Annotated in this window: 20 protein-coding genes and 1 pseudogene; 7 read left to right on the forward strand and 14 right to left on the reverse strand. The window is 41.8% G+C overall.

From position 1 onward, the window contains the following. Positions 1-51: 51 nt before the first annotated feature. Genes DP117_RS07820 through DP117_RS07830 form a run of 3 tightly spaced genes read left to right on the forward strand, consistent with a single transcriptional unit; the run spans position 52 to position 2892 of the window. Complete coding sequence (locus DP117_RS07820) at positions 52-1296, forward strand: lipopolysaccharide biosynthesis protein (protein ID WP_348982992.1); 1245 nt, start codon at positions 52-54, stop codon at positions 1294-1296. 29 nt (positions 1297-1325) lie between these two features. Beyond that, a complete protein-coding gene (locus DP117_RS07825) occupies positions 1326-2384 on the forward strand; it encodes a glycosyltransferase family 2 protein (RefSeq protein WP_169217755.1) in 1059 nt (352 codons plus the stop codon). 37 nt (positions 2385-2421) lie between these two features. Continuing rightward, the gene (locus DP117_RS07830) at positions 2422-2892 is read left to right on the forward strand and encodes a hypothetical protein (protein ID WP_169217756.1); all 471 of its coding nucleotides are present in this window, start codon (positions 2422-2424) and stop codon (positions 2890-2892) included. A gap of 85 nt (positions 2893-2977) precedes the next feature. Here the strand turns inward: DP117_RS07830 and DP117_RS07835 are convergent, their stop codons facing one another. Further along, a complete protein-coding gene (locus DP117_RS07835) occupies positions 2978-3919 on the reverse strand; it encodes a serine hydrolase (protein ID WP_169217757.1) in 942 nt (313 codons plus the stop codon). A 13-nt stretch (positions 3920-3932) separates the two neighbouring features. Between DP117_RS07835 and DP117_RS07840 the strand changes: the two genes are divergently transcribed. Continuing rightward, complete coding sequence (locus DP117_RS07840) at positions 3933-4637, forward strand: C40 family peptidase (protein WP_169217758.1); 705 nt, start codon at positions 3933-3935, stop codon at positions 4635-4637. 15 nt (positions 4638-4652) lie between these two features. Further along, positions 4653-5678 carry a glycosyltransferase family 2 protein gene (locus DP117_RS07845; RefSeq protein ID WP_169217759.1) on the forward strand — a complete coding sequence of 342 codons (1026 nt, stop codon included), beginning with the start codon at positions 4653-4655 and terminating at the stop codon, positions 5676-5678. 157 nt (positions 5679-5835) lie between these two features. On the opposite strand, the gene DP117_RS07850 is transcribed toward DP117_RS07845, so the two are convergent. The 5 genes from DP117_RS07850 to DP117_RS07870 form a co-directional block, all read right to left on the reverse strand. Then, positions 5836-6111, reverse strand: a complete 276-nt coding sequence (locus tag DP117_RS07850; protein WP_169217760.1) for a hypothetical protein — start codon at positions 6109-6111, stop codon at positions 5836-5838. Positions 6112-6156: 45 nt separating this feature from the next. Continuing rightward, on the reverse strand, positions 6157-6543 hold the full coding sequence (locus DP117_RS07855; protein ID WP_169217761.1) for a hypothetical protein: 387 nt from the start codon (positions 6541-6543) through the stop codon (positions 6157-6159). A 30-nt stretch (positions 6544-6573) separates the two neighbouring features. After that, positions 6574-7581, reverse strand: a complete 1008-nt coding sequence (locus DP117_RS07860) for an LLM class flavin-dependent oxidoreductase (protein ID WP_169217762.1) — start codon at positions 7579-7581, stop codon at positions 6574-6576. 244 nt (positions 7582-7825) lie between these two features. Continuing rightward, a complete protein-coding gene (locus DP117_RS07865; protein WP_169217763.1) occupies positions 7826-8191 on the reverse strand; it encodes a hypothetical protein in 366 nt (121 codons plus the stop codon). Next, positions 8188-9099 (reverse strand): type I restriction endonuclease, encoded by a 912-nt coding sequence (locus DP117_RS07870; RefSeq protein ID WP_169217764.1) that lies wholly within the window; start codon positions 9097-9099, stop codon positions 8188-8190. The genes DP117_RS07865 and DP117_RS07870 overlap by 4 nt, the downstream gene beginning before the upstream one ends. 444 nt (positions 9100-9543) lie before the next feature. Here DP117_RS07870 and DP117_RS07875 point away from each other — a divergent pair, with 444 nt between their 5' ends. Continuing rightward, the gene (locus DP117_RS07875) at positions 9544-10233 is read left to right on the forward strand and encodes a hypothetical protein (RefSeq protein WP_169217765.1); all 690 of its coding nucleotides are present in this window, start codon (positions 9544-9546) and stop codon (positions 10231-10233) included. A gap of 99 nt (positions 10234-10332) precedes the next feature. Further along, positions 10333-13062: a TonB-dependent siderophore receptor gene (locus DP117_RS07880; RefSeq protein WP_169217766.1), complete on the forward strand. Its 2730-nt coding sequence runs from the start codon at positions 10333-10335 to the stop codon at positions 13060-13062. A gap of 194 nt (positions 13063-13256) precedes the next feature. Here DP117_RS07880 and DP117_RS07885 read toward each other — a convergent pair whose 3' ends face one another. The 8 genes and pseudogenes from DP117_RS07885 to pgsA form a co-directional block, all read right to left on the reverse strand. Next, positions 13257-13466 carry a molybdopterin-binding protein gene (locus DP117_RS07885; RefSeq protein ID WP_169217767.1) on the reverse strand — a complete coding sequence of 70 codons (210 nt, stop codon included), beginning with the start codon at positions 13464-13466 and terminating at the stop codon, positions 13257-13259. 134 nt (positions 13467-13600) lie between these two features. Further along, positions 13601-14170, reverse strand: a complete 570-nt coding sequence (locus DP117_RS07890; RefSeq protein ID WP_169217768.1) for a hypothetical protein — start codon at positions 14168-14170, stop codon at positions 13601-13603. Beyond that, positions 14127-14879: an ABC transporter substrate-binding protein gene (locus DP117_RS07895; RefSeq protein WP_169217769.1), complete on the reverse strand. Its 753-nt coding sequence runs from the start codon at positions 14877-14879 to the stop codon at positions 14127-14129. The genes DP117_RS07890 and DP117_RS07895 overlap by 44 nt, the downstream gene beginning before the upstream one ends. A gap of 506 nt (positions 14880-15385) precedes the next feature. Continuing rightward, positions 15386-15616 (reverse strand): annotated as a pseudogene (locus tag DP117_RS07900) (nitrogenase component 1); the annotation flags it as partial. Between the two features lie 476 nt (positions 15617-16092). Then, positions 16093-17073, reverse strand: a complete 981-nt coding sequence (gene nifH, locus DP117_RS07905; RefSeq protein WP_169217771.1) for a nitrogenase iron protein — start codon at positions 17071-17073, stop codon at positions 16093-16095. A 556-nt stretch (positions 17074-17629) separates the two neighbouring features. Further along, entirely contained in the window at positions 17630-18760 is a 1131-nt protein-coding gene (locus DP117_RS07910; protein WP_169217772.1) for a substrate-binding domain-containing protein, read from the reverse strand. Between the two features lie 698 nt (positions 18761-19458). Next, positions 19459-20523, reverse strand: coding sequence for a photosystem II q(b) protein (gene psbA / locus DP117_RS07915; protein ID WP_169217794.1), 1065 nt, complete (start codon positions 20521-20523; stop codon positions 19459-19461). A gap of 706 nt (positions 20524-21229) precedes the next feature. After that, entirely contained in the window at positions 21230-21754 is a 525-nt protein-coding gene (pgsA, locus tag DP117_RS07920) for a CDP-diacylglycerol--glycerol-3-phosphate 3-phosphatidyltransferase (protein ID WP_169217773.1), read from the reverse strand. Between the last annotated feature and the right edge of the window lie 123 nt (positions 21755-21877).

Raw genomic sequence — 21877 nt, forward strand, 5'->3', positions numbered from 1 at the left:
AACATTACAGAATTATTGTCTTTATAGATAGTCATGAGAGCAATTCATCCTGTGATAACCACTATCAAGAAAAAATTCTCCAGTCAATTCATCCGAAATGTTGGCTGGCTGAGTATCTCAGAGATTATCTACCGAGTCTTACGCTTGGGGTTAGTTGTCATCATTGCCCGGTATTTGACCTCCTACGACTACGGTCTAGGTGCTATTGTGATGACAGTACGTGAGTTTTCAATCACATTTGCTGACATCGGTGTAGGCACAAAAATTATTCAGGCTGAAGAAGAAGAACTAGAGCAATTGTGTGACTCTGCATACTGGTTGAATTGGGTCGTTTTTTTAAGTCTTTTTGTTATTCAATCTCTTGCAGCTTTTCCTATAGCTTGGTTTTATAAAAGTCCAAATCTTATTTTGCCAATTGCTGTCTCAGGTCTTGCTTATTTAATTTGGCCTCTATCTACCATACAAAAGAATCTCATACAAAGAGAAAACCGTTTGAAAGTGATAGCTCTTACTAACAGTAGCCAAAATATTATTGGTAGTATATTGGCTGTCATATTCGCTGTTTCAGGTATGGGTGTATGGTCATTGGTGTTGCCATCCGTGTTAGCAGTACCTGTAGAAACATTAATATACTACAAAGCGCATCCTTGGCGTTTGACTAGAGGATTTACTACCAAAAATTGGAACAGCATTCTAAAATTTGGTTACAACATTCTCGGTGTTTCATTGTTAAGAACATTGAGAAACAACTTAGATTATTTATTAGTTGGTCGCTTTGTAGGAATTAACGAATTAGGATTATACTTCTTTGGTTTCAACGCAGGCTTGGGAATTAGCTTAAGTTTCATTAACGCTATTAACTCAGCCATTTTGCCTCATTTATGTGCAGTTCGTGCCGAATTTTCTGAATTTAGAAGCTCTTATTTTCGTAGTCTGAAAACGATTTGGTTGACCATTATTCCTTTTATTGTACTCCAGTCCAGTTTAGCTCCTATATATGTCCCTATTGTGTTTGGTCAGAAATGGGAACCTGCCATCCCCATCGTTATCCTAATTTGTTTATCGGCAATTCCACGACCATTCGCAGATGCAGCTTCCCAGTTGCTTATAGCTGTCGGTAAACCTCACTTAGATTTGTATTGGAATGTCATATTTACTTTTGTATTTACTATCGCGATCCTTATAGGAGTTCAGTGGAAAATTATTGGTGTAGCTGTATCTGTCTTATTAGTTCATCTTGTTTTCTTGCCTGTGTTTACGTTATGGGCTACACGTCGTGTGTTCCCGAAAAATTAGAATAAAAATTAGAAAAGATAGGGGGTTGCATGAAAAAAGTTTCTGTGATTATTCCAGTTTACAAAGTTGAGAAATATGTAGCTGCTACCATACAATCAGTTCTTGCTCAAACCTACGAAAATTTTGAGTTGCTCATCATTGACGATGGCTCTCCAGATAAAAGTATAGAAATTTGTCAGCAGTTTACAGACAACAGAATAAAAATCATCCGTCAGGAAAACCGGGGAGTCGCTGCAGCTAGAAACCTTGGTATTCGACATGCTCAAGGGGAATATTTAGCTTTTCTGGATGCAGACGACTTATGGGTACCAGAAAAATTAGAAAAACATGTTGAGCATTTAAATAACTCACCAGCAGTAGGAGTCAGTTTTTGTCGCTCTTGTTTTATCGATGAAGCAGGAAAGCCCCTCGGTATTTATCAGATAACCAAACTCAAGGAAATTACTCCACTTGACTTACTTTGTCGTACCCCAATTGGGAATGGTTCAGTACCCGTGATTCGGCGTCAGGTTTTTGAAGATATTGCATTCCAAGATAATCTTTATGGAGTCGTAGAAAATTTTTATTTTGATGATGATCGACAACTACACCCTTCAGAAGATGTCGAACTTTGGCTGCGGATAACGATGAAAACGAAATGGCTTACAGAAGGAATTCCTGAAGCCTTAACACTTTACCGCGTCAATTCCCAAGGGTTTTCAGCTCAACTGGTGAAAAAGTTAAGTTCTTGGGAAACAATGCTGGAAAAAGCACGCGTCTATGTACCTCCAACATCAATGGCTGAGTTGGAAAAAATAGCTATGGCTTATCAACTCAGACATTTAGCCAGAAGAGCAGTGACTTTAGAAGCTGGTTCAACAGCTGTCGAGTTCGCCCAGCGAGCAGTCTCTACTCATTGGCGCATTCTACTAGAAGAACCACACCGTACACTGATTACCCTAGCTGCTGCTTATTTTCTGTTGCTGATGCCACGAACACTCTACCATCAAATACAGTCTGTTGCGTTAAAAATTGCAGGAGCTAGTCAAAAACGCCGCATTCAACAAGAAGAGTCGCAAAAGAATTCTCGTGGTCTTCAGGTATCTTGAATAATTATGATAGGCAAAATCTGCTGGAGATTTCCAGATGGGGAAAAAATCACAGAAAAACTTTCGGTCTGAGTGGAGAACACTGACTGAACTTGGTTCAGAATTTGGTAAATCAGCTGTTGCTTTTGGCAAAATGCTAAAAGAACATGGGTTACGTGACTCTAATGGTGAACCGACAGAAACAGCCAATGGACTGTTCCAAAAGATTGTCCCAAATGAAGGGAAACCTTACTACCTATGGAATCACAACAAAATTGTTTCATTCTTTGAGTCCAAAGGTATTCATCCTGTCGGTGATTCATCTGATCCACTAAAAGACACTGAAGCGCGTAAGTTAGCACGTTCTTACATGGAAGCCCAAAAGCTAGACGACGAAGGATCTAAACTTGGTTACCTCATGTTGTCTGAGTTAGTTGATGATATTAAGAAAGTCGGTTTAGATCGTTTTAACACCGCTTTAAAAGCAGTAGGCTACAAAGGTGAACCTGTAACATTGGAAGGATGGTAGTGAACGAAGTTCGCTCCAATTCAAAATTCAAAGTTCAAAATAATAACTCTTTTTTTTGAACTTTGAACTTTCAATTCCAAAACAATTATCCTAAACGACTCATTGCTTCAGCAACTAGCTTCGAGACAAAAGGCAAAATTTCGCGGTTCTTCGCATTCGCTTTACCTTCAGTAAATACAACCAGCAGGTAGGGGCGTTTATTTGGTAACTCTATATAAGCAGCATCATGGCGAACTTGACTTGTCCAACCTGCTTTTGACCAAATTTGTGCTTCTTGAGGAAGCGCACCACCCAAAAAGCCTGTCACTTGATTTTCTTCAACATCTTTTAGCAAGTCATTCGGATCAAGACTACGTTTCATCAAAGCCATCATGGTTTGCGATCGCCCACTAGACACCGCCACACCACCAATAATACTATGTAACAACCTGGCGGTCGCATTTGTCGTTAGCATGTTACGATTGTCTAGCAACTCTCCGACAAAAGCTCGTTCACGCCCATAAGGACCATCACACCAGGTTTTTTGGCAAACATTTATCGTTTCCATTTCCGCCCACCCAAGAGATTGGAAATAGCGGTTAACAATGTTACGCTGCTGCTTCCAAGTTTCAAATGGTCCTGGTGTTAATTCTGGCCCAGAAGTGGTTCCACTGAGGATATCTACTACTAAACTCGTCGCATCATTGCTAGAGTCAACAATCATATCCCGCACAGCCCTTTCCAACTCTTTGGAAGTTGAAACCATTCCTTTCTCCAGCCATTCGTTGACTGCGACCAGATAATATAATTTTACCACACTTGCAGGGTAAATTCGCTCGACTCCACGATAAGTGAAACCACGGATTGGATAATTCCAAAAAGCATCTGGAGTTAAAGCACCACCAGTATTTACGAGGACAGGCGGATCGTAGACAATCCAAGTGAGAGCAATTTGGTTGCGGGCTAAAGTGGGAAATGCAGCCCAGGTTGCTTCTAAAATGCCTAACCCAAGATTTTCAAGTTGTTCGTCTTTATTAAAGAAATTCATTGTTGTTTCACCGATGTCCTCTCATCTAGAATCAAAAATCCAAACTCTCAAATCGGGTGAGTACCAATGCCTAGGTAACCTGAATATTTATGATTCTCCCAGTTGTCAGCGACTAGCAACTCAAGCTGCAACTGGGCGACATTTATGGGTAACATCAAACTATCAGGATTGGGCAGTTGAGGTGTGTTTGTGTGAAGATGACTATCCAGGATGGCTGTCACTATCCGACTTGGGTTTGTTACAATCATGCACTGTAGCTTATAAAGCGAAAACATTTTCTGAATCAGAAATAAAAAAACGGCTACCAGAGGTGATTGGGTTTACCCAAAAAGCTATGCAACAACCAAATTATTACCTCTGGGGTGGTACAGTCGGACCAAATTATGACTGTTCAGGATTGATGCAAGCCGCGTTCGCCTCAGTAGAGATTCGCATACCCAGAGATGCTTATCAACAAGAAGCTTTTACCCAAGCAATTTCTATCCTAGAATTACAACCAGGTGACCTTGTGTTCTTCGGAACTTCCCAAAAAGCAACTCATGTGGGACTCTATTTGGGAGATGGCTGCTATATCCATAGTTCTGGCAAAGAAATAGGGCGTAATGGAATTGGCATTGACCGTCTTTCGGAACAAGGAGATCAGGTTAGTCAGTCATATTATCAGCAACTGCGCGGTGCTGGAAGAGTGGTGAGAAGTTATGAACCACAAAGACTCTAAGGACTAAGGAAAAACATGAGGAGTGGACTGCTTATTAATGGGCTAGCTGGGCAAAATGATGCAATATCATCAGTTGTCCCAGATGTTTCGGTTGTCGTACCTGTACATAATGAAGTGGAAAGTCTGCCTCACTTGCTTGAGGCGATCGCCTTCACCTTTTCTACAACTGAGTTGAGTTATGAAATCATCTGCGTGGATGATGGTTCTACAGATGGTTCAACACAGTTACTCAAAGAACAAGCGCAAATCCGCAATGATTTAAAAGCGGTGATTTTGCGTCGCAATTATGGTCAAACTGCAGCGATGGCTGCTGGGTTTAACTATGCGATCGGTAAAGCGATTGTCACTTTAGATGCTGATTTGCAAAATGACCCTGCTGATATCCCCATGCTACTGGCAAAGCTGGAGGAAGGCTACGATTTAGTCAGCGGTTGGCGAAAAAATCGGCAAGATGGTGCAGTGAATCGCTTACTTCCTTCTAAAATTGCCAACTGGTTAATTAGGCGAACCACAAGCGTGTATATTCATGACTATGGTTGTTCCCTCAAAGCTTACCGCGCCGAACTCGTGGCAGATATGAATCTTTATGGAGAACTGCACCGCTTTCTTCCCGCCTTAGCGTATATTGAAGGAGCTAGAATTACAGAAATGCCCGTGCGTCATCACGCCCGTCGCTTTGGTCGTAGCAAATATGGGATATGGCGGACGTTCCGAGTGTTAATGGATTTGTTAACAATTTTGTTTATGAAAAAATTCCTCACACGCCCGATGCACGTTTTTGGGTTGTGGGGCTTAATTGCAATGGCTTGTGGTGGGGCGATTGGAATTTACTTGACCTTTGTTAAATTTGCTTTTCATCAGGATATAGGCGATCGCCCGCTCTTAATTTTAGCAGTTCTTTTGCTTGTGACTGGGGTACAGTTGTTTTGCTTCGGTCTTTTAGCTGAGTTACTGATGCGTACTTATCATGAGTCTCAAGGACGCCCCATCTATCGCGTGCGCGAGGTTGTTGGAGAAAAAGGAGTTTCTCCACCGAGATAAAAGTTGTTGCGTTACATACTTACGGAATGAATTGAGATTTTTGCTCAAAGCTAAATGCATCTTCTTTGCGACGTCAGTCGCACGTCACTCGCTAGCCCCGCTCGGGGGCGCTACGCAAACGCTCAAATTCAAAATTCACGCATTCGCTCATTCAAAATTAAGACAATCGGTGGGGGACGCATTTATCGTGACAAAACGGGCAAGCCTTATCCTCATCTAACCACTCGGCAAGCTCATCGACACACAACTCGTCAACCCACCTTCTAATCTGCTCACTTGGGGTTTTCTTCCCGTTAAAGGATAATTGAGCCAGGTCTCTGACTCTAGGGCAAACGCACCTTAAAGCCCAAATTCCGTAGGTGGGAGCGTAATTCTCTTTAAGATGAGATGTAGATGCAGCTGATGTCATGATTGCTTTAGGCTGAAAAGCCATTAGATATTGCTACAATATCTTGTCGATGCTCAGTTTCTACCGACTTCACCGACTTTGAAAATCTTCATCATCTGATTCATCATCTGATATTTCATCCACCTCCATTTCCCACGGTTTTCCCTTGTCAGGTGGAGGACAGATGTGGATTTTGGCGTTGTTGGAAAACTGTTTTAACCTTTTGACAAGATGTGGAATAGCATTGGCGAGATGCCAGTAACTTTCTATGTCATAGCAAATAATGACTAGTGTTAATAAGCCAGCATTCGTTTTGAAATACCAATGACAATTCGATAATAAAACCCGCGTAATTGGACCACAAACTTGGTAAAAGCGTTGGCAAGTAGCCTCCTCTAGTTGTCTGTAGAATATTTCATCAAGCAAGGTTGCTCTTACTGGAGGCAAATCATCTGGAGGAAGAGAGGATTTATTCATAACAAAAACCCTTTTTAGTTCGGGAATAATTCACACATAACTTTGTACCTCCTGGGTATAGCGCGTCAAAGTTTCAAGATTCTTTTGCAAATTCAACGAAGCAGGTTTCAATGCCAAAGTCTTTAAATTTAGTTCATCCTGAAACCGTTTGATTTTGTCACAGCAACTGACAACATCACCAATGATTGAATTTTCTAGCAATTGGTCTTCATCAAAAGCGCTTTTTTGACCATTATTCGCTTGGAGATGTTGACTGTTATTGCCATACTTTTGTGCTTTTTGACTCAACGCCTTCATTCTTTGACTAAAAGTGCGAATAAAAGGTAGAGCTTCACTCACCGCCTCATCATATGTACGAGCCACAAAAAAGAATCGTACCACCATGAACTTATCAGAGCCACTGGGATTAATAGCACGGTATTTAGTAATATTACTCTTGAGTCTATCGAGAGTAAACGGTGCTCCACCCATCAAGCCAAAAGAATTCAAAGCTGCAAACCCAATAGCTTCTTCATCACTAGTAGCCACATACACTGGAATTTGTTTTTGCAGAGGTTTCGGGTAAATTGAGACGCGATCGCACTGATAGTACTTGCCAAGAAACGACACATCAGTGTGATACAATAGTTTATGAATCAGCATCATAGCCTCTAGCGTCTTAGCACGGGATTCACTCATGGGAGTGTTAAAGTGCTTATTTTGTTCAGGGAATGGACCACCTTTAGCAATACCTATAGCAAGTCGCCCATTGCAAAGATTATCCAGTGTAGCGATATCTTCTGCAACAAGAATTGGATCATGAAATGCCAAAAGCACAGCCGCTGAACCTAAGCGAATAGTAGAAGTCACGCCCGCCAAGTGTGCAATTAACACCAAAATTGATGGGCTAACACTGAAATCACTAAAATGATGCTCACTCACCCAAGCTTCTTCAAAGCCCAAACTTTCTACGTGTTTTACCAGCGCCACTTGTTCTAGAATGGCGCGACGGGCATCAGAGCGATAATTCTCATAATTGCAAAAAAGTCCTGTTTTCATGACACACTTCCTTTGTCCTATATGATGCAGCGCAGCTCCTCCGCAGGAGGCACAAAATTATCAATTCAAAAAAAGAATAAACTCTTTTTTTTTGAATGAGCGCATTTTGAGAGAAGTTAGAGCGGAGGAAACCTCCGATTTAATCTATGCCCTCCCTTGCCCGCTGCGCGTGCCGTAAGGCGTGGCAAGAGCCATAGGGCGGTGATGCGTGAATTCTCCAGAGGGGTTGAGGCTGCGCAAAATTTTACGTGTAAGACTTCGTGACAATCCATTGCAGTTCTAACCACAAGTAGGGATTGTTCTGCTTAAGCTTCGATTTAGGATCGTGCAATAGGGATGTAGCATTTAGGCAAACAACCTCAGTTAATCCCACAAAGAAAGCGACTTCTCTAAAGACAGAAATTTGTGCTTTGACAGCAGCAATCATGTTTTTAGGACAATAAATTGCAATGTAAGGCAGGAAGTGAACACTCTGTTGTCCCCAGAAAGATTGGATAAGTTTGACATGACAGTTGTCTAGTAGTTTTCCAACTTCTGGGAACGAGTGATTGATAATTGTTGTGAACTCTTTGACGAGCTCTTGTTCGTACCAACTTGTGTTCGTATTCATATCATCCTTGAGGGACTTTTCGGGTTGTGTATTGTACAAAAAGGGTGACGAAGCAAGTTTTTGCAGATACTCGCCCCGGTTTCCTCAAACACTATGAAGTGCTGTACTAGTTCTAAGAAACGCCGCTTGTCAAAAATGCCTTGAATCAACACTTCTAGCTCTGTTTCTCCTGCATATGAAAAGTCTTCAATTGTGCGCCAAGGTAAAAACTCTTGCCACTGGGAAGTTAACGTACCAACTCGTGCCAAATTTTCTACAATCATGACTTGAAAGACGTTGTAGGAAAATAAATTTGGTATTTGTTGTTGGTACATCTGAAGCCTTTGATAAGCTTTCCAAAATGTCGCTTTTTCATGCCTTGAGTGACTCCAGACAATGACTGCCAAAGGTAACCCATTGATGAAGACAACAACATCGAGACAGTGACTATGGCATTCCTCGACAATAGTAAACCCATGAATTACTAGCCAGTCGTTGGAGAGTAAATTAGACGAGTCAAGAAGCCACACTTTGTCGTGGATTATTTGATCACCGTTGTGGTAGACAACATCAACCCCGTCAGTCAAGAGTTTGTGAAAACGACGGTTGTTTTCTAGTAAGTTAGAACTGTGGGTGCTAATCAGCCCAGATATGACAGTTTCAATGACCTCACATGGAACTTTGGGGTTAATCTGCTTCAAGGCGTTGCGAAGGCAATTAGACAAAATGACCTCGGCATCGCTACTACGTTGAGCCTTGTGTCTACCTATCTTAATATCTGCTTCCAGAAAGACGGTGTAACCGATGACCTCAAAGAGGGTAAGTAAATCTGGCGCTATAGGTGAAGATTTAATGTTAAAGCGTCGGCACAACCTTGTTGTCAGGCGACTCGCTTTGACAGTGGCTATTCGTGACAGTGCGGGATTCATGCTTAGCAACAGACCTAGTTTTGAGTGACCGCAGAGCTTTCGCCTAACCCAGCAAATCAATGAAAAATTGACAAAATTAGTTGGTATACTCCTCACAGGAGATACCACCCCCTAATAACATCAAAGCCTAAATCAATTATCAAAACTGTATAATTCGCTGCAATTACCAACATTTTTGGTAAAACGGTCTGATAATTTGTCAAGATGTTTTGTAGAAGTGCTGTAGATTTCTTGTTGAATGTTAATTTTTTTAACTTTGAATTTTCTTTCATTCTTTAGACTCTTAAACTTATACCAATTTAATTGGTAAAAAGAAGTTTTTGATTATAAGCTTTCTGGCTGTTTTGTGAACGCGTAGCGGTATGGTATCTCTATTTCCGCCGCAGCAATATATACATGCAGCAAAATTTACCTACATTTTTAACAATTACAGAGGCATGTTTTATGCGTTTTACTCGTCGGATTGCAATTGTGTCCCTAACACTGTCGATATTAGGGTTTTGGCAAACGACTTTAGCGTTTCCTGGGAATCCTGTTCCCAGGGAATCAGAAAAAACAACAGCTGTGTGGGAAGAAAATGCCTGTCCAGGGGGTTTGTCCCAGACATTGACCTTGGGTGGTGAAGTCAAAAATCCAACAACTTTTGACTTGCAAAAGCTTATAAATTTGCAACAAGATTTAAAGAAACAAGACCCAGTAGTCGTGACCGAAGTTACTGTGTCTTTCCAAACAGGATCAGGCCCGAGAACAGAAACATACTACGGAGTTCCTTTATGGGAGTTTATTAATAATGAGATTTCTTCAGGCGGACTTCAACCTGGTAATTCCGGTCAAAATTCTAAAAACGCTTTCCTGAGACAGTACATTCTTGCTGAAGCCACTGACTGTTATGGATCGGTTATAAGTATTGGTGAAATTCACCCCAACTTTGAAGCCAAACAAGTGCTCATTGCATATGCAAAAAAAGCAAGCGATGGTAGTATCCAATATTTGACAGATACAGATGAGGGATTTGCTCGTCTGGTGGTGCCTGGTGATAAAGCCGGGGGACGTTATATCAGCAACCTTAGAAACATTTTAGTACTCTCTGCTCCTGCTTCCCCTTTAAAAGCCAAATATTTCCGGCAACCTTAATCCACTTTAAATTCTCTTCTTACAGCTATTTTCAGTTAATTGAACCACAGATTTTCGTAGGGCACGGCTAGCCTTTGCCCTTACCCGGTAGTTTTTTACTTGAAAAGCGCTGTAAAAGCAGGTAGCACAGATGAATTTAGTCTCCTAATTGGTGTGAGGAATAACTTGAAGAAAGTCCAATTGTTTAGTAGTTTGCTGACCCTTATCAGTGGTACATTTCTTGTATTTCTAGACTCTGCACAAGCCCAAATTCATCAGCAAAAATCTGATGTACAATTTGTACCCATTCCATCTAGGGGGGACCACAAAAATAAAATACCAGCCGTCAGACCTAGATCCCTCGACACCAACCCGTTACCGTTAAACACGGCTGGTATTTTATTTCCAGGCAAATGCCATACCCAATACCCAATTACTGAAATCAAGCGCGTCAGTGAATTAACACCCACAGTGACAAGTGTACTTACCTTACTTGCTCAAGAACCAGAAAAGACTCCAACGATTGTACAAGTTACAGCAGTCAGAATTAAGCCAACTCCTACTGGTATTGAAGTAGTATTAGAAACACCTACAGTCACATTGCAAAAGCCCATAACGAAAAGTGAAAACAACACGCTGATTGTAGATATTCCCAATGCTGTATTGGCTCTACCCGATGGTCAAGCGTTTCGATCACAGAATCCTGTACAGGGTATCAAAGTCATTAGTGTGACTCAAACAAATGCAACAAATATTCGAGTTAGTGTGACGGGAGAAGCTACTGTACCGAACGCGCAAGTTATCTCAAGTGCAAATGGTTTGGTATTAAGTTTCACTCCAACTAATAACAACAATGACAACTCTGATATCGAACTCATAGTCACGGGAAGAACAAGTGAGTACATCGTCCCTAACACCGCTACGATAACCAAAAATAATCTTTTCTTACGTAACCTTCCTTTTTCTGTACAGATTGTTCCGCAACAGGTAATTCAAGACCAAAAAGCACTGACTGTGAGTGAAGCGGTGCGGAACGTTAGCGGATTTGCTTTATCTGGAAGAGGAGGAGGACGCAACGAGTTTTCTCTCTTGACGCGAGGATTTACAGCTGACCAGTTTCGAGATGGATTCAGTGAAGGAAATAATGCCAATCGAGTAACCACTGAAATCTCAAATATCGAGCGTATTGAAGTCCTCAAAGGTCCCTCAGCGGTGCTTTATGGGCGATCAGAACCAGGTGGAATCGTGAATTTGGTGACCAAACAACCGCTTTCTGTGCCTTATTATGGGGCTGATTTGATTGTTGGTAGCTATGATTTTTACCGTTCTAATCTTGATTTAACAGGACCAATAGATGCTAAAAATAACCTCGGATACCGTCTAAATCTTGCCTATGAAAATGCAGGTAGCTTTCGAGATGGTGTAGAGTCGGAACGCTTCTTTGTTTCCCCTAAATTATCTTTTAACCTCGGATCAAAGACGACATTGAGTTTCTTTGGGGAATATCAGGAAGATAGCCGTCCAGTGGATTTTGGCTTAGTCGCCGTTGGTAACCGTGTTGCAGATATTCCCATCAGTCGCTTTCTTGGCGATTCCAATCGTAAAAATGATGTTTATCAGCGAAGAGGTTATGTCTTTCTCGACCATCGCTTTAGTGAGAATTGGTCTATTAAAAGTGGTTTTCGGGCGACATCAAGTGACCAGTATTTCTCGGCAATTCAAGCCAGAGGAGGTGTTTTGCAGCCTGATAATCGGACATTAAATCTTCAAGCACAAAACAGCAATCAGTTCTTTAGTACAGATACTTTTCAAACAAACTTAGTTGGAAATTTTTTTACAGGTTCGGTCAAACATACAACTCTCGTAGGATTTGAGTTTGGTCATGAATCCAGAGATGTAGAGACTCAAAATGCTAATGCAGGGTCTATTAATATTTTTAGACCTATGTATCAATTTCCTATTGGTCGGTTTACAAAAACAATAGACAGGAATGAAGAGACTAATCTTTATGGTTTCTATTTACAAGACGAAATTGCCTTTACAGATAATCTGAAATTACTATTAGGAGGACGTTTTGATATTGTCGATTTCGACCTGAAAGATAATCTCACAAGAAAAAAGACACAAACCTATGACTCGGCGTTTAGTCCTCAGGTAGGTATTGTTTATCAACCAAGTCAAACTATCTCCCTCTACGCCAATTACAGTCGCTCTTTTGTCCCACAATCTGGGAGTAGTTTCGAGGGGACACCGTTCAAAGCAGAACGGGGAACTCAGTATGAAGTGGGGGTGAAAGCAGATTGGTTTGGTGGTCGCCTTTCTTCAACCTTAGCACTTTATGAAATCACCAAGACTAATGTTTTAGTTACTGATCCTCAACGTCAAACATACTTTATCCAAACAGGTGAACAACGCAGTCGTGGTGTAGAGTTGGATGTCATTGGTCAGATTTTACCGGGGTGGAATGTGATTGCATCTTATGCTTACACTGATGCAATTATTACTAGTGATACAACGTTTGCAGAAGGAAATCGCCTTGCCAGTGTACCATACAACAGCTTTAGTTTATGGACAACCTATCAAATCCTCAATGGAGGTTTTCAGGGATTGGGTTTTGGTGCTGGGGTTTTTGTGGGGGGCGATCGCTCTGGCGATTTGAACAATAGCTTTACATTACCTGACTATGCTCGCGTTGATGCAGCAGTTTACTACAACCGAGGTAATTTGAGGGCAGCTGTTAATATCAAGAATTTGTTTGACACTCAATACTTTGAGTCAGCTCAAAGTAGAACACAGATTTTCCCTGGTGCGCCGTTGACTGTTCTGGGGACTCTTTCTTTGCAGTTTTAACAATCCGCACGGGGATTTTCTTATCAAACGTTTGATTTGAAGTTGTTTCGAGTTTCGTACTCCTGACTCGTCTAAACACCAGTTCTCAAACTTTCTTAATAATCACGGTATCAGCTATTAGGAACCCCAGTCATTCTATTGCTGGGGTTCCAACTTAGTAGCTAAGAGCTTGACATTGGCACAAAAACAGTCATTTAATCAACAGAAATAATCACATCTGATGCTTTGATAATGGCGTAAGCTTCTTTTCCTTCTTTGAGTCCTAGCTTTTGTGCTGAAGTTTTTGTGATGACTGCAGTGACTTCTATTCCTGGTGCAATTTCTAAACTAACCTCATCATTAACAGATCCGGTGACAATTTTTTTCACAGTACCTTTGAAAGCATTACGAGCACTAATTTCCATATTTTTATGCTCCCTGTTTGTTTTTTAATTCCCTCATACTAGCAACTACCTATTGTGTGTTCATCATCTTTGGGTAGAATGCTATCGAGTATTAAGTTGGAAAAATCTAAATTTAACTGGATTTGTTTAATTTATCAGGAAATCCGCCTTATTCGTTTAACCCACAACACCGCTAGTGACCCTACAAACCCGGCTAATGCACCAAACAACAGATGTGTCAATAGAGGATAGATAGGACCTCTAAAAATGAGAAAATTAAATACCCAAACACCGCTTACACTCAGGATAATCATTGTAATGGGCTTAGTTAGGTGAGCCAATCCTGCTACTATTGCCCAGAACCAAGCTTTTTGCCGCCATCGTCTGCCAAAGTAATAGGCTAAGTCTAGCAGTTCCCCAACCACAAGATAAAAGAACCAATCAAAGGGGTTGTTTCTCACACCAAGTAGGAGCAAAAAGCCTGCAGCACTCAAGCTAGTAACAGAAGCTGCACCAAAGCTAGAAGTCAGCATACGGGTAGCAACAAGAGGTGTTAACCAGAGGATTCCTCGCCAACCTGGTAACCTTAGTGGGAAATGCACATTTGCTTGCACCAACGCTATGACCAACCCCAGCCCTATCAGCCCTAGAATTTCGAGCCAGTTTAGTTGACGCCAATCCTTAATACTGGCGAATGATACTTTTGGGAGCGATTTGGTACTCATAGTCTTTTTCTCCTATTTCGTGAGCTTCATCGTTAGTTTTTTCCACAAGCAAGATAGCTTGTCCATTCAGTAAGACTGGACGGGGCCAAGGACTGGTTTGTATCTTAGTGTTTTCAGGTACTAACCTACCTTCCAAATCCTGAATACGGTCGATGGTGGCTGTTTGATAAAGTTTTTGAGCAGTAAACACGCCTTCTAGGTCACGCAAACCAGGTAGCCATAAAAACCGTCCATCATTCTCTGTTTTCCGCAAACCCACTGAGGCAAGTGCTCCAATAATTCCATCTTTTGTGCCTGTCAGACCCTCTAAGTGCAGTCCAGCTTGCTGGGCGAGCGAGATTGCTTCTTCTTGAGTCAGGACTTTCTCTTTTGCCTGCTTGCCAAAAGTCTGTACTGCTGTACTGACCTGATCCCACTGAGCTAAACATAGTCCCACATCTGACCCAGGCTCACTCTTAGTAAGAAGGAACTCTTGACAATAACTGGCTAGAATCTCAAGCTTGTGTATATCAATCTCTACCATGATGCAGGCTGAACTGTTATGCGAGGTAAAAGGGATTTCGGGACTTAGGAAAAGCTGGTGGCGGGTTATTCCGATAGGCTCTGCTAAGTTCAATTCAGCAAGTTTTGCCCCCAATTGTCGGCACAAGTTGCCTGTACCACCACTTGTTAGATTGTCAGTATCATCTATGCCTATGAGAAATCGCATGTTTATTCTGTCCTGTTTTGGCTTGTTACTGCTTGCTAGTGCCACTCAGTTTTACTGTCGATAGCGCTCTGGTTACTGTATACCGAATTTTTTTTCGTTATATCTGCAATAATTGTCCTTTTGGTTTTATGTCAAACTATATATTGTATATTGTGAGAATTTTACCAGGTACATCAGTTCTTTACCAATAAAATTGGTAAATAGTCTAATAGTATCTAAATTGAAGAAGGCAGGAGGCAGGAGGCAGAGAGCAGAAGGATCGGTTGGATGGGGATTCTGACCCCAACCTTCCCATTGACACCCCCGTAGACGGTGGGGTATTAGACCTTTGAAGGGCAAGGCAAGAGGACCTTTCTTAAGAGTTGGAATTCCCCCTTCTGCCTCCTGCCCTCTGCCCTCTGCCTTGCCCGATAGCGTAGCGTGCCGTTAGGCATAGGGCGATAAGTAAACAGCACAGTAGTCAGCAGTCAAGCAAATTGACAAGCGCTTACAAATCGTCGGCTTCATTTGTAGCGTTTTTCCAATTCTACAATGGCTTTGTACAGCTTTTTCGCTCCACCGAAGATGATATCATTTTCATCCATATCGGTGGTAAAGCGAGTCTTGTAGAGTATAGAACCAGAAGAAAGACTGATGCGATTTACCCAACAGTTGCTGATGCAACCACTTGGTTCGTGGATTAAATGGGCAGCATCGGTAATTGGTACTAGGGTAACCATTGCACCATCAAAAGCACAATCCTCTTGAACGTCTCTGGAGACATATTCTTCATTCTGCATTTTGTGTTCTACGTTCTTATTCAATATATTTTGACGACTCATAAAAGTAGAAAATCCATATAAAGATAGATAGAGAAAAAAGGAATAGGAAATTGCTTTTTTCTCTTCCATAAAATGTAACCAACTAACCAAATAAAAGGAGAAAACCAAAAACGAAACTAGTCGTTTTACCGCACGAATATTGACAAATTTATGCTGACATGGAAAACTTCAAAGTATAGAACCATAAATGAGCTATCTGACCACCTCCAAATCCTTTCAACAATTGAGGAGAAGGCAGGCTTAAAAAGCCTACCTGCTTAGGGAGGACCACAAAAATAAAATACCACTAGATCCTTCAACACCAAGCCGTTACTGTTAAACACGGCTGGTATTTTATTTCCAGGCAAAAATGACTGACCTTGTTTTCACCAGCGTTCGTAGGAACAATAGTCTTACTTCTTGTCACTACTAGCAACGACTTCTACATTTCCTTTTTTCAATGCTTCTAACGCTTCGCCTATCTGGTCTTCTTGCTTTTTCTCAGCTTCTTCTTGAGCTTTGGCTACGCCAACCAGTTTCGCAGCATTTTCTTCGCTTTCGAGGATACCAAATTCAATCAACAACGCTTCTAACTCGTCCATTTCAATGGGTGTAGGAACGGCAAGAAAATTATTGTTGATAATCTTCTCTCCTAATGTACGGTATTCGTTAGCTTGATTACTATCAGGTGCATATTCGTTCACAGTCATCCTGCGTAACTCAGCGTGTTGCACGATGTTGTCACGCGGGACGAAGTGAATCATTTGGGTGCTTAATCGAGATGCTAGTGTGGTAATCAGTTCGTCTTCCCGGTCAGTTTTGCGGCTATTACAAATCAGACCACCCAAACGCACACCACCAGAGTGAGCATACTTGAGAATACCGCGAGCGATGTTGTTAGCAGCATACATCGCCATCATTTCACCAGAGGTGACAATATAAATTTCTTGTGCTTTACCTTCACGGATAGGCATAGCGAAACCACCGCAGACAACGTCACCCAACACGTCGTAGCTAACGAAATCCACGTCTTGGTAAGCACCGTTTTCTTCCAAGAAGTTGATGGCGGTGATAATACCGCGACCGGCACAACCTACACCAGGTTCAGGACCACCAGATTCCACGCAACGTACACCACGGAAGCCTGTAAGCATCACCTCTTCGAGTTCCAAATCTTCTACTGCGCCCCGTTCAGCAGCGAGGTGCAGCACGGTGGTTTGAGCCTTGCTGTGCAGCATTAAACGGGTGGAATCTGCTTTCGGGTCACATCCTACAATCAAAATGCGTTGACCCTTTTCTGCCATAGCAGCGAGGGTGTTTTGAGAAGTGGTGGACTTACCAATACCACCTTTACCGTAGAATGCTATTTGTCTAATTTTTTCATCAACGGACATGATGAGTTTTCTCCTGCAATTGATAAATTTATGAGTGGGTCTGGTAGTTTAATCAAGCGTTCACTTTTGAAGTGACAGCTGTTTTGCGTATGTAGAACGTCGCACTTTGGCGTCGTTGTGCCAACCTGAGGTGATTGACAAACAACAGCGCCTAAGGAGGCGATCGCTCTACCGCATACATAGAAAGAAGAAATATCATGTTCGTCTTTGTTGGTAACTATTTGTCCTACCCTACAAGAAGTTACCTGAAGGGCATTTCTGTTACTTATTTTTGCTAATAACTAATGACTAGTCATTGCTTTTTACGTTGCACAATTCACAATTTAACCCTATCAATAAAGCAATTTGTCTAACTGCTTTACCTTGAATTTGTGTGATACCTGCTTTGTTGCAAAAACTGTTTGTAGACATTAAGAACTGACAACAAGTTTGCTTAATGACTCATAATTCAAAACTTCCCGCGTCCTCATGTAATCGAATTGGCGCGTCAGTATTACAAGTGTTCATCCGAACTTGATATCACCACAAAATTAACCATAATCAATCGTAATCTACTCTAAATGGTTGCCACTAACTCCCCGATTTTGCTGGTATCACAGCCACCAAGAATTTCTAGTTGTGAATGAATAAACCGATGCTCCAAGGTATTGAGTAATTGCTGTACTGGTGCTTCTTCCAAGTATTTCTTGAGAATCACTAAGTCGTAGCGTGAGGAATGCCAAGGGATGAATTCCAATCCAAAAGCTGCAGCTACAGATGCTGTAGAAATTCCTGCATCGGCAAGTCCTGAAACGATAGCAGAAGCAACATCATGATGGCTTCTGGCGATACTATCAAATCCTTTAATAGAATCACACGGCAGTTGCTCTTCTTGCAGTTTTCGTTCCAAAAGCAACCGAGTGCCAGCTCCTTTTTCGCGGTTAATAATCTTTGCTTTTGCTTCTACTAAGTCAGTCACTGTTGTAATTTGCATTGGATTACCAGACTGCACTAATAGCCCCTCTTCCCAGATTCCAAGAGTGATTAAAACAGCTTCTTTTCCTGCTAAGACTTCACGAACAAAGGGAAGATTATGCTCTCCAGTTTGAGGATCGTACAGGTGCATCAGGGCAATATGAGTCTCACCTCGACATAAACTATGCAACGCAGCCATGCTGTTAGCGAACTTATACTGGACTCGCAGTTGAGGATACCAGCGTTCAGTGGCTCTTGCCCATAGTGAAAGTACAGGCGCACAACCGGCAATCACAACTGTATTTTCAAATCTGTCTATATCGTCAAGAAGTCTGACTTGGACTGTATTCGTATCTATCTGACTATCAATCTGGGCATCAGCCCCAATCATCTCCATACGAAAAGCATCGTTCCCAATCAGGGGATATGCAATCCATTGCCCCCCAATCCGCGCCAAACTCACTCGCTGTTGTTGACTGTAAGGGATAGATTTCGCCAGAACTGCTTGGATTTGAGGCAAATCCTGTTCTAGCCAGAATAAATCCTCGACTTTGCAACCAAGCGCCTTGGCTAAACGAAGCGTCATGGCGACTGAAGGAGCGCATTGTCCTGACTCTACACCACTAATTGCTTGACGAGTCACACCTGCTAAGCTAGCCAATTCTTGCTGACTCATGCCCAAGCGGGTTCTAATCGACTTCAAATTGTTACGAAGGTCGCTATCGGTCTTCATTTGGATCTATCTCTTGGTGACAAAAAGCGTAGCAAGTTGATGCGGATTTACCAGAGCAATAGACCAAGGTTGAACTAATCTTTATTTCCCCTTAAGGTTGTTGCCATACGCGCTTTTTTGATTCCTATAAATAAGCCTAGCATAGATATCGCTAATTTATTTGCTTGTGGAAAATTTCTTTGCTCACTGTTCATTCACTTGGTAATAGATAGCATCAATTATTACTTACTATTAGTTCATGAGTTGCTCTCATAAACCAATAGATAAGCAATGCAAGCTTTTTTGTAAGAATTCAGGACTTCTTGAGTCAGAAGCGGAGCAAGGAAAGCTCCGCCTCCGGTCAGAATTTATAAGGAGTCTATGATGATTAGTATTCATTCCATCAAATTTCTTCTTGATTCTTCAGGTATTCTGAATCAAGAATTGCTGGCTCCTGAATTCTTACGCTTTTTTATAGTATGATTTACTCATACAAAAATAATAAATGAATTACTTTATATACGACTCCTATTTGATTTTTGAACATATACGTAGGGTGTGTTATGCCGCAGGAATCGTGCATCATCCTAAGATCTTGGTGCGAGACGACGTTCCTTCTAACACACCCTACAATGACTACTTTGAATTTTGTTAGCGCAGCGGGACGCAGTCCCGGATTGAATTTTGAATTAAAGAATGTGGCGTCATTCTCTGTGTCTTTAGACCAAAGAGGGTTCAACAGCCAACAGTTCTGGGAAATGGTGAGCATTTGGTGAATGCATAGACTGAATTCCCAAATCAGCCCGATTTACTAAATCTGCATAGGTAGGAATAACGTGTCCTGATCCATCCACAACAGAGTGATTGAAGTTGAACCCATTCAAGTTAAATGCCATTGTCCCGACACCAACAGCTGTAAACCAAATGCCTATCGTCGGTAGCAGCACTAACCAAAGATGAACAGAACGTTTGCTGCGAAGCGCTAGGCTGGGAATTATCAAACGTCCGAAAAAGCCAGTATGTCCAGCAAACAGGTTGTAGGTTTCGGTCTCTTGCCCGAATCTATAACCTACGTTAGCAGATTCAATTTCGCTGGTTTCACGTACCAAACTCGATGTCACCAAAGAACCGTGCAAAGCACTGAGTACAGAACCACCAAACACACCTGCAACACCCAGCATGTGAAATGGATGCATCAGGATGTTATGCTCAGCCTGGAAAGCGAACATAAAGTGGAATGTACCACTGATACCTAAAGGCATTCCCTCAGAAAAGCTACCTTGACCTATAGGATATATCAGCAAGACTGCAGTAACAGCTGCCGCCGGACCAGAGAAAGCAACAAAAATCCAGGGACGCATTCCCAGTCGGTAACTCAGTTCCCACATCCGACCTAGATAGCACCAAACGCCAATCAGGAAATGCAGCACAATGAGTTGGTAAGCGCCACCATTGTAAAGCCATTCATCGATATTCCCAGCTTCCCACACTGGATAAAAGTGTAGTCCAACTGCCGCAGAAGTCGGTATTACAGCAGCAGTCACGATATTGTTACCACTCAAGATTGAACCAGCGATTGGTTCTCGAATACCGTCCATATCTACAGGCGGTGCAACGATGAAAGCAAGGGTAAAACAGATGATGGCGACTAGGAAAGTAGGAATCATCAGCACTCCAAACCAACCTACATAGATACGGTTGTCTGTGCTGGTAACCCAGTTGCAAAAGCGTTCCCAGTATTTAAAAATCTCAAGTTTTTGAATCTGTTGAGTGAAGTCGTTCATCAATAAGACTCCTTTGGTTTTCATAATGCTCTCATATTCTTTTCATTTTTATTTCATAGTCTTCTGAGGTTGTTACAAAAATTCATATTGCTCTCATAATCGTTTCAGCACAGATGGCAAAATTAAAATACTAGAGCACCGGTACAGTAATCAAGATGGAGAAAAAAACACGGTTTCTTCGCCTGCAAAGCTTGATATCTCGTTGACTCAACTTATAGAAACCGGGTTTTTGGGACTACTGTACCAGTGCTTTAGCCGTCAAACTTAAATCTCTCGCCGTAGTCGCAACCCATACACACACGGCTGGTATCTTATTTCAGGGCAAGTGTCTAAACAATGCCCAAGCATGAATAGGACTTACGCAAAAACCCTTTTAAACACTCTTACCTATGCGCCAAGGGCGCACGCTGCGCTAACGTGCTCTTTGCGTCCTTTGCGGTTTATTTTCTCATTATTTTGCGTAAGTCCTGATGAAAATAAGTAAATTCAAAAAATGAAAATTCAAATTATACTAAAAACGGCTAAAAACTGTCATTCTTCGCGAAGCGAAGGGTTACGTTCTGCATGACACAAGTTCAAATTTTACCCGCGAGCAGTATGATTATTATTTTTGAATTTTAAATTTTGATAGCGCAGCTGGCACGAATTGCCATATTTTGAATTTGAGCGCAGCTAGGATCATATTTCTAGAGTAGCTGTCAAACAGTTATTCCGAAGTGTTAACACTGTCTTTTGGCGGTAAAAGATAAATGACACCAGAAATAATTGTGAGGACAACAGAAATCCAGAAAGCAATTATGGCAGGTAATTGCCAGACTTGAGGTAGAGGTGCAATCAGAAGTGCGATCGCCACAATTTGACTCACAGTTTTGAGTTTGCCCCAAATATTCGCCCCTGTAATCTTAGTTTGACTAACGCGCCAACCTGCGATCGCTAACTCTCGCCCTAATATAAGAAAGACTCCCCAAGCAGGAACTTGTCCTAGTTCAATTAAAGCTAGTAACGGCGCAAGTACAAGTAGTTTATCAACCAAGGGGTCAAGAAACTTGCCCAAATCGCTGATTTGGTTAAGTTTCCGTGCTAAATAGCCGTCTAACCAGTCAGTCAACGAGGCGACGAGAAAAATTGCCAAACAAATCCATCTGGCTTGGGGTGTCGGGTTGTGTAAACCGTAAAGCAGAAATGGTATCCCTAGAAGGCGAGAGAAGGTAATCCAGTTAGGTAAAGTCATAAACAATTCAAAATTCAAAATTCAAAATTCGGAAACTTAATGCTGATAATCCGTCTAGTTGCTAACTATAGGTGTAACAGCTTGAGGGGGATAAGGGGACAAGGGGATTAGGAGAATATACAC

It is taken from the genome of Brasilonema sp. UFV-L1 (genome assembly GCF_012912105.1).
Taxonomy (GTDB): Bacteria; Cyanobacteriota; Cyanobacteriia; order Cyanobacteriales; family Nostocaceae; genus Brasilonema.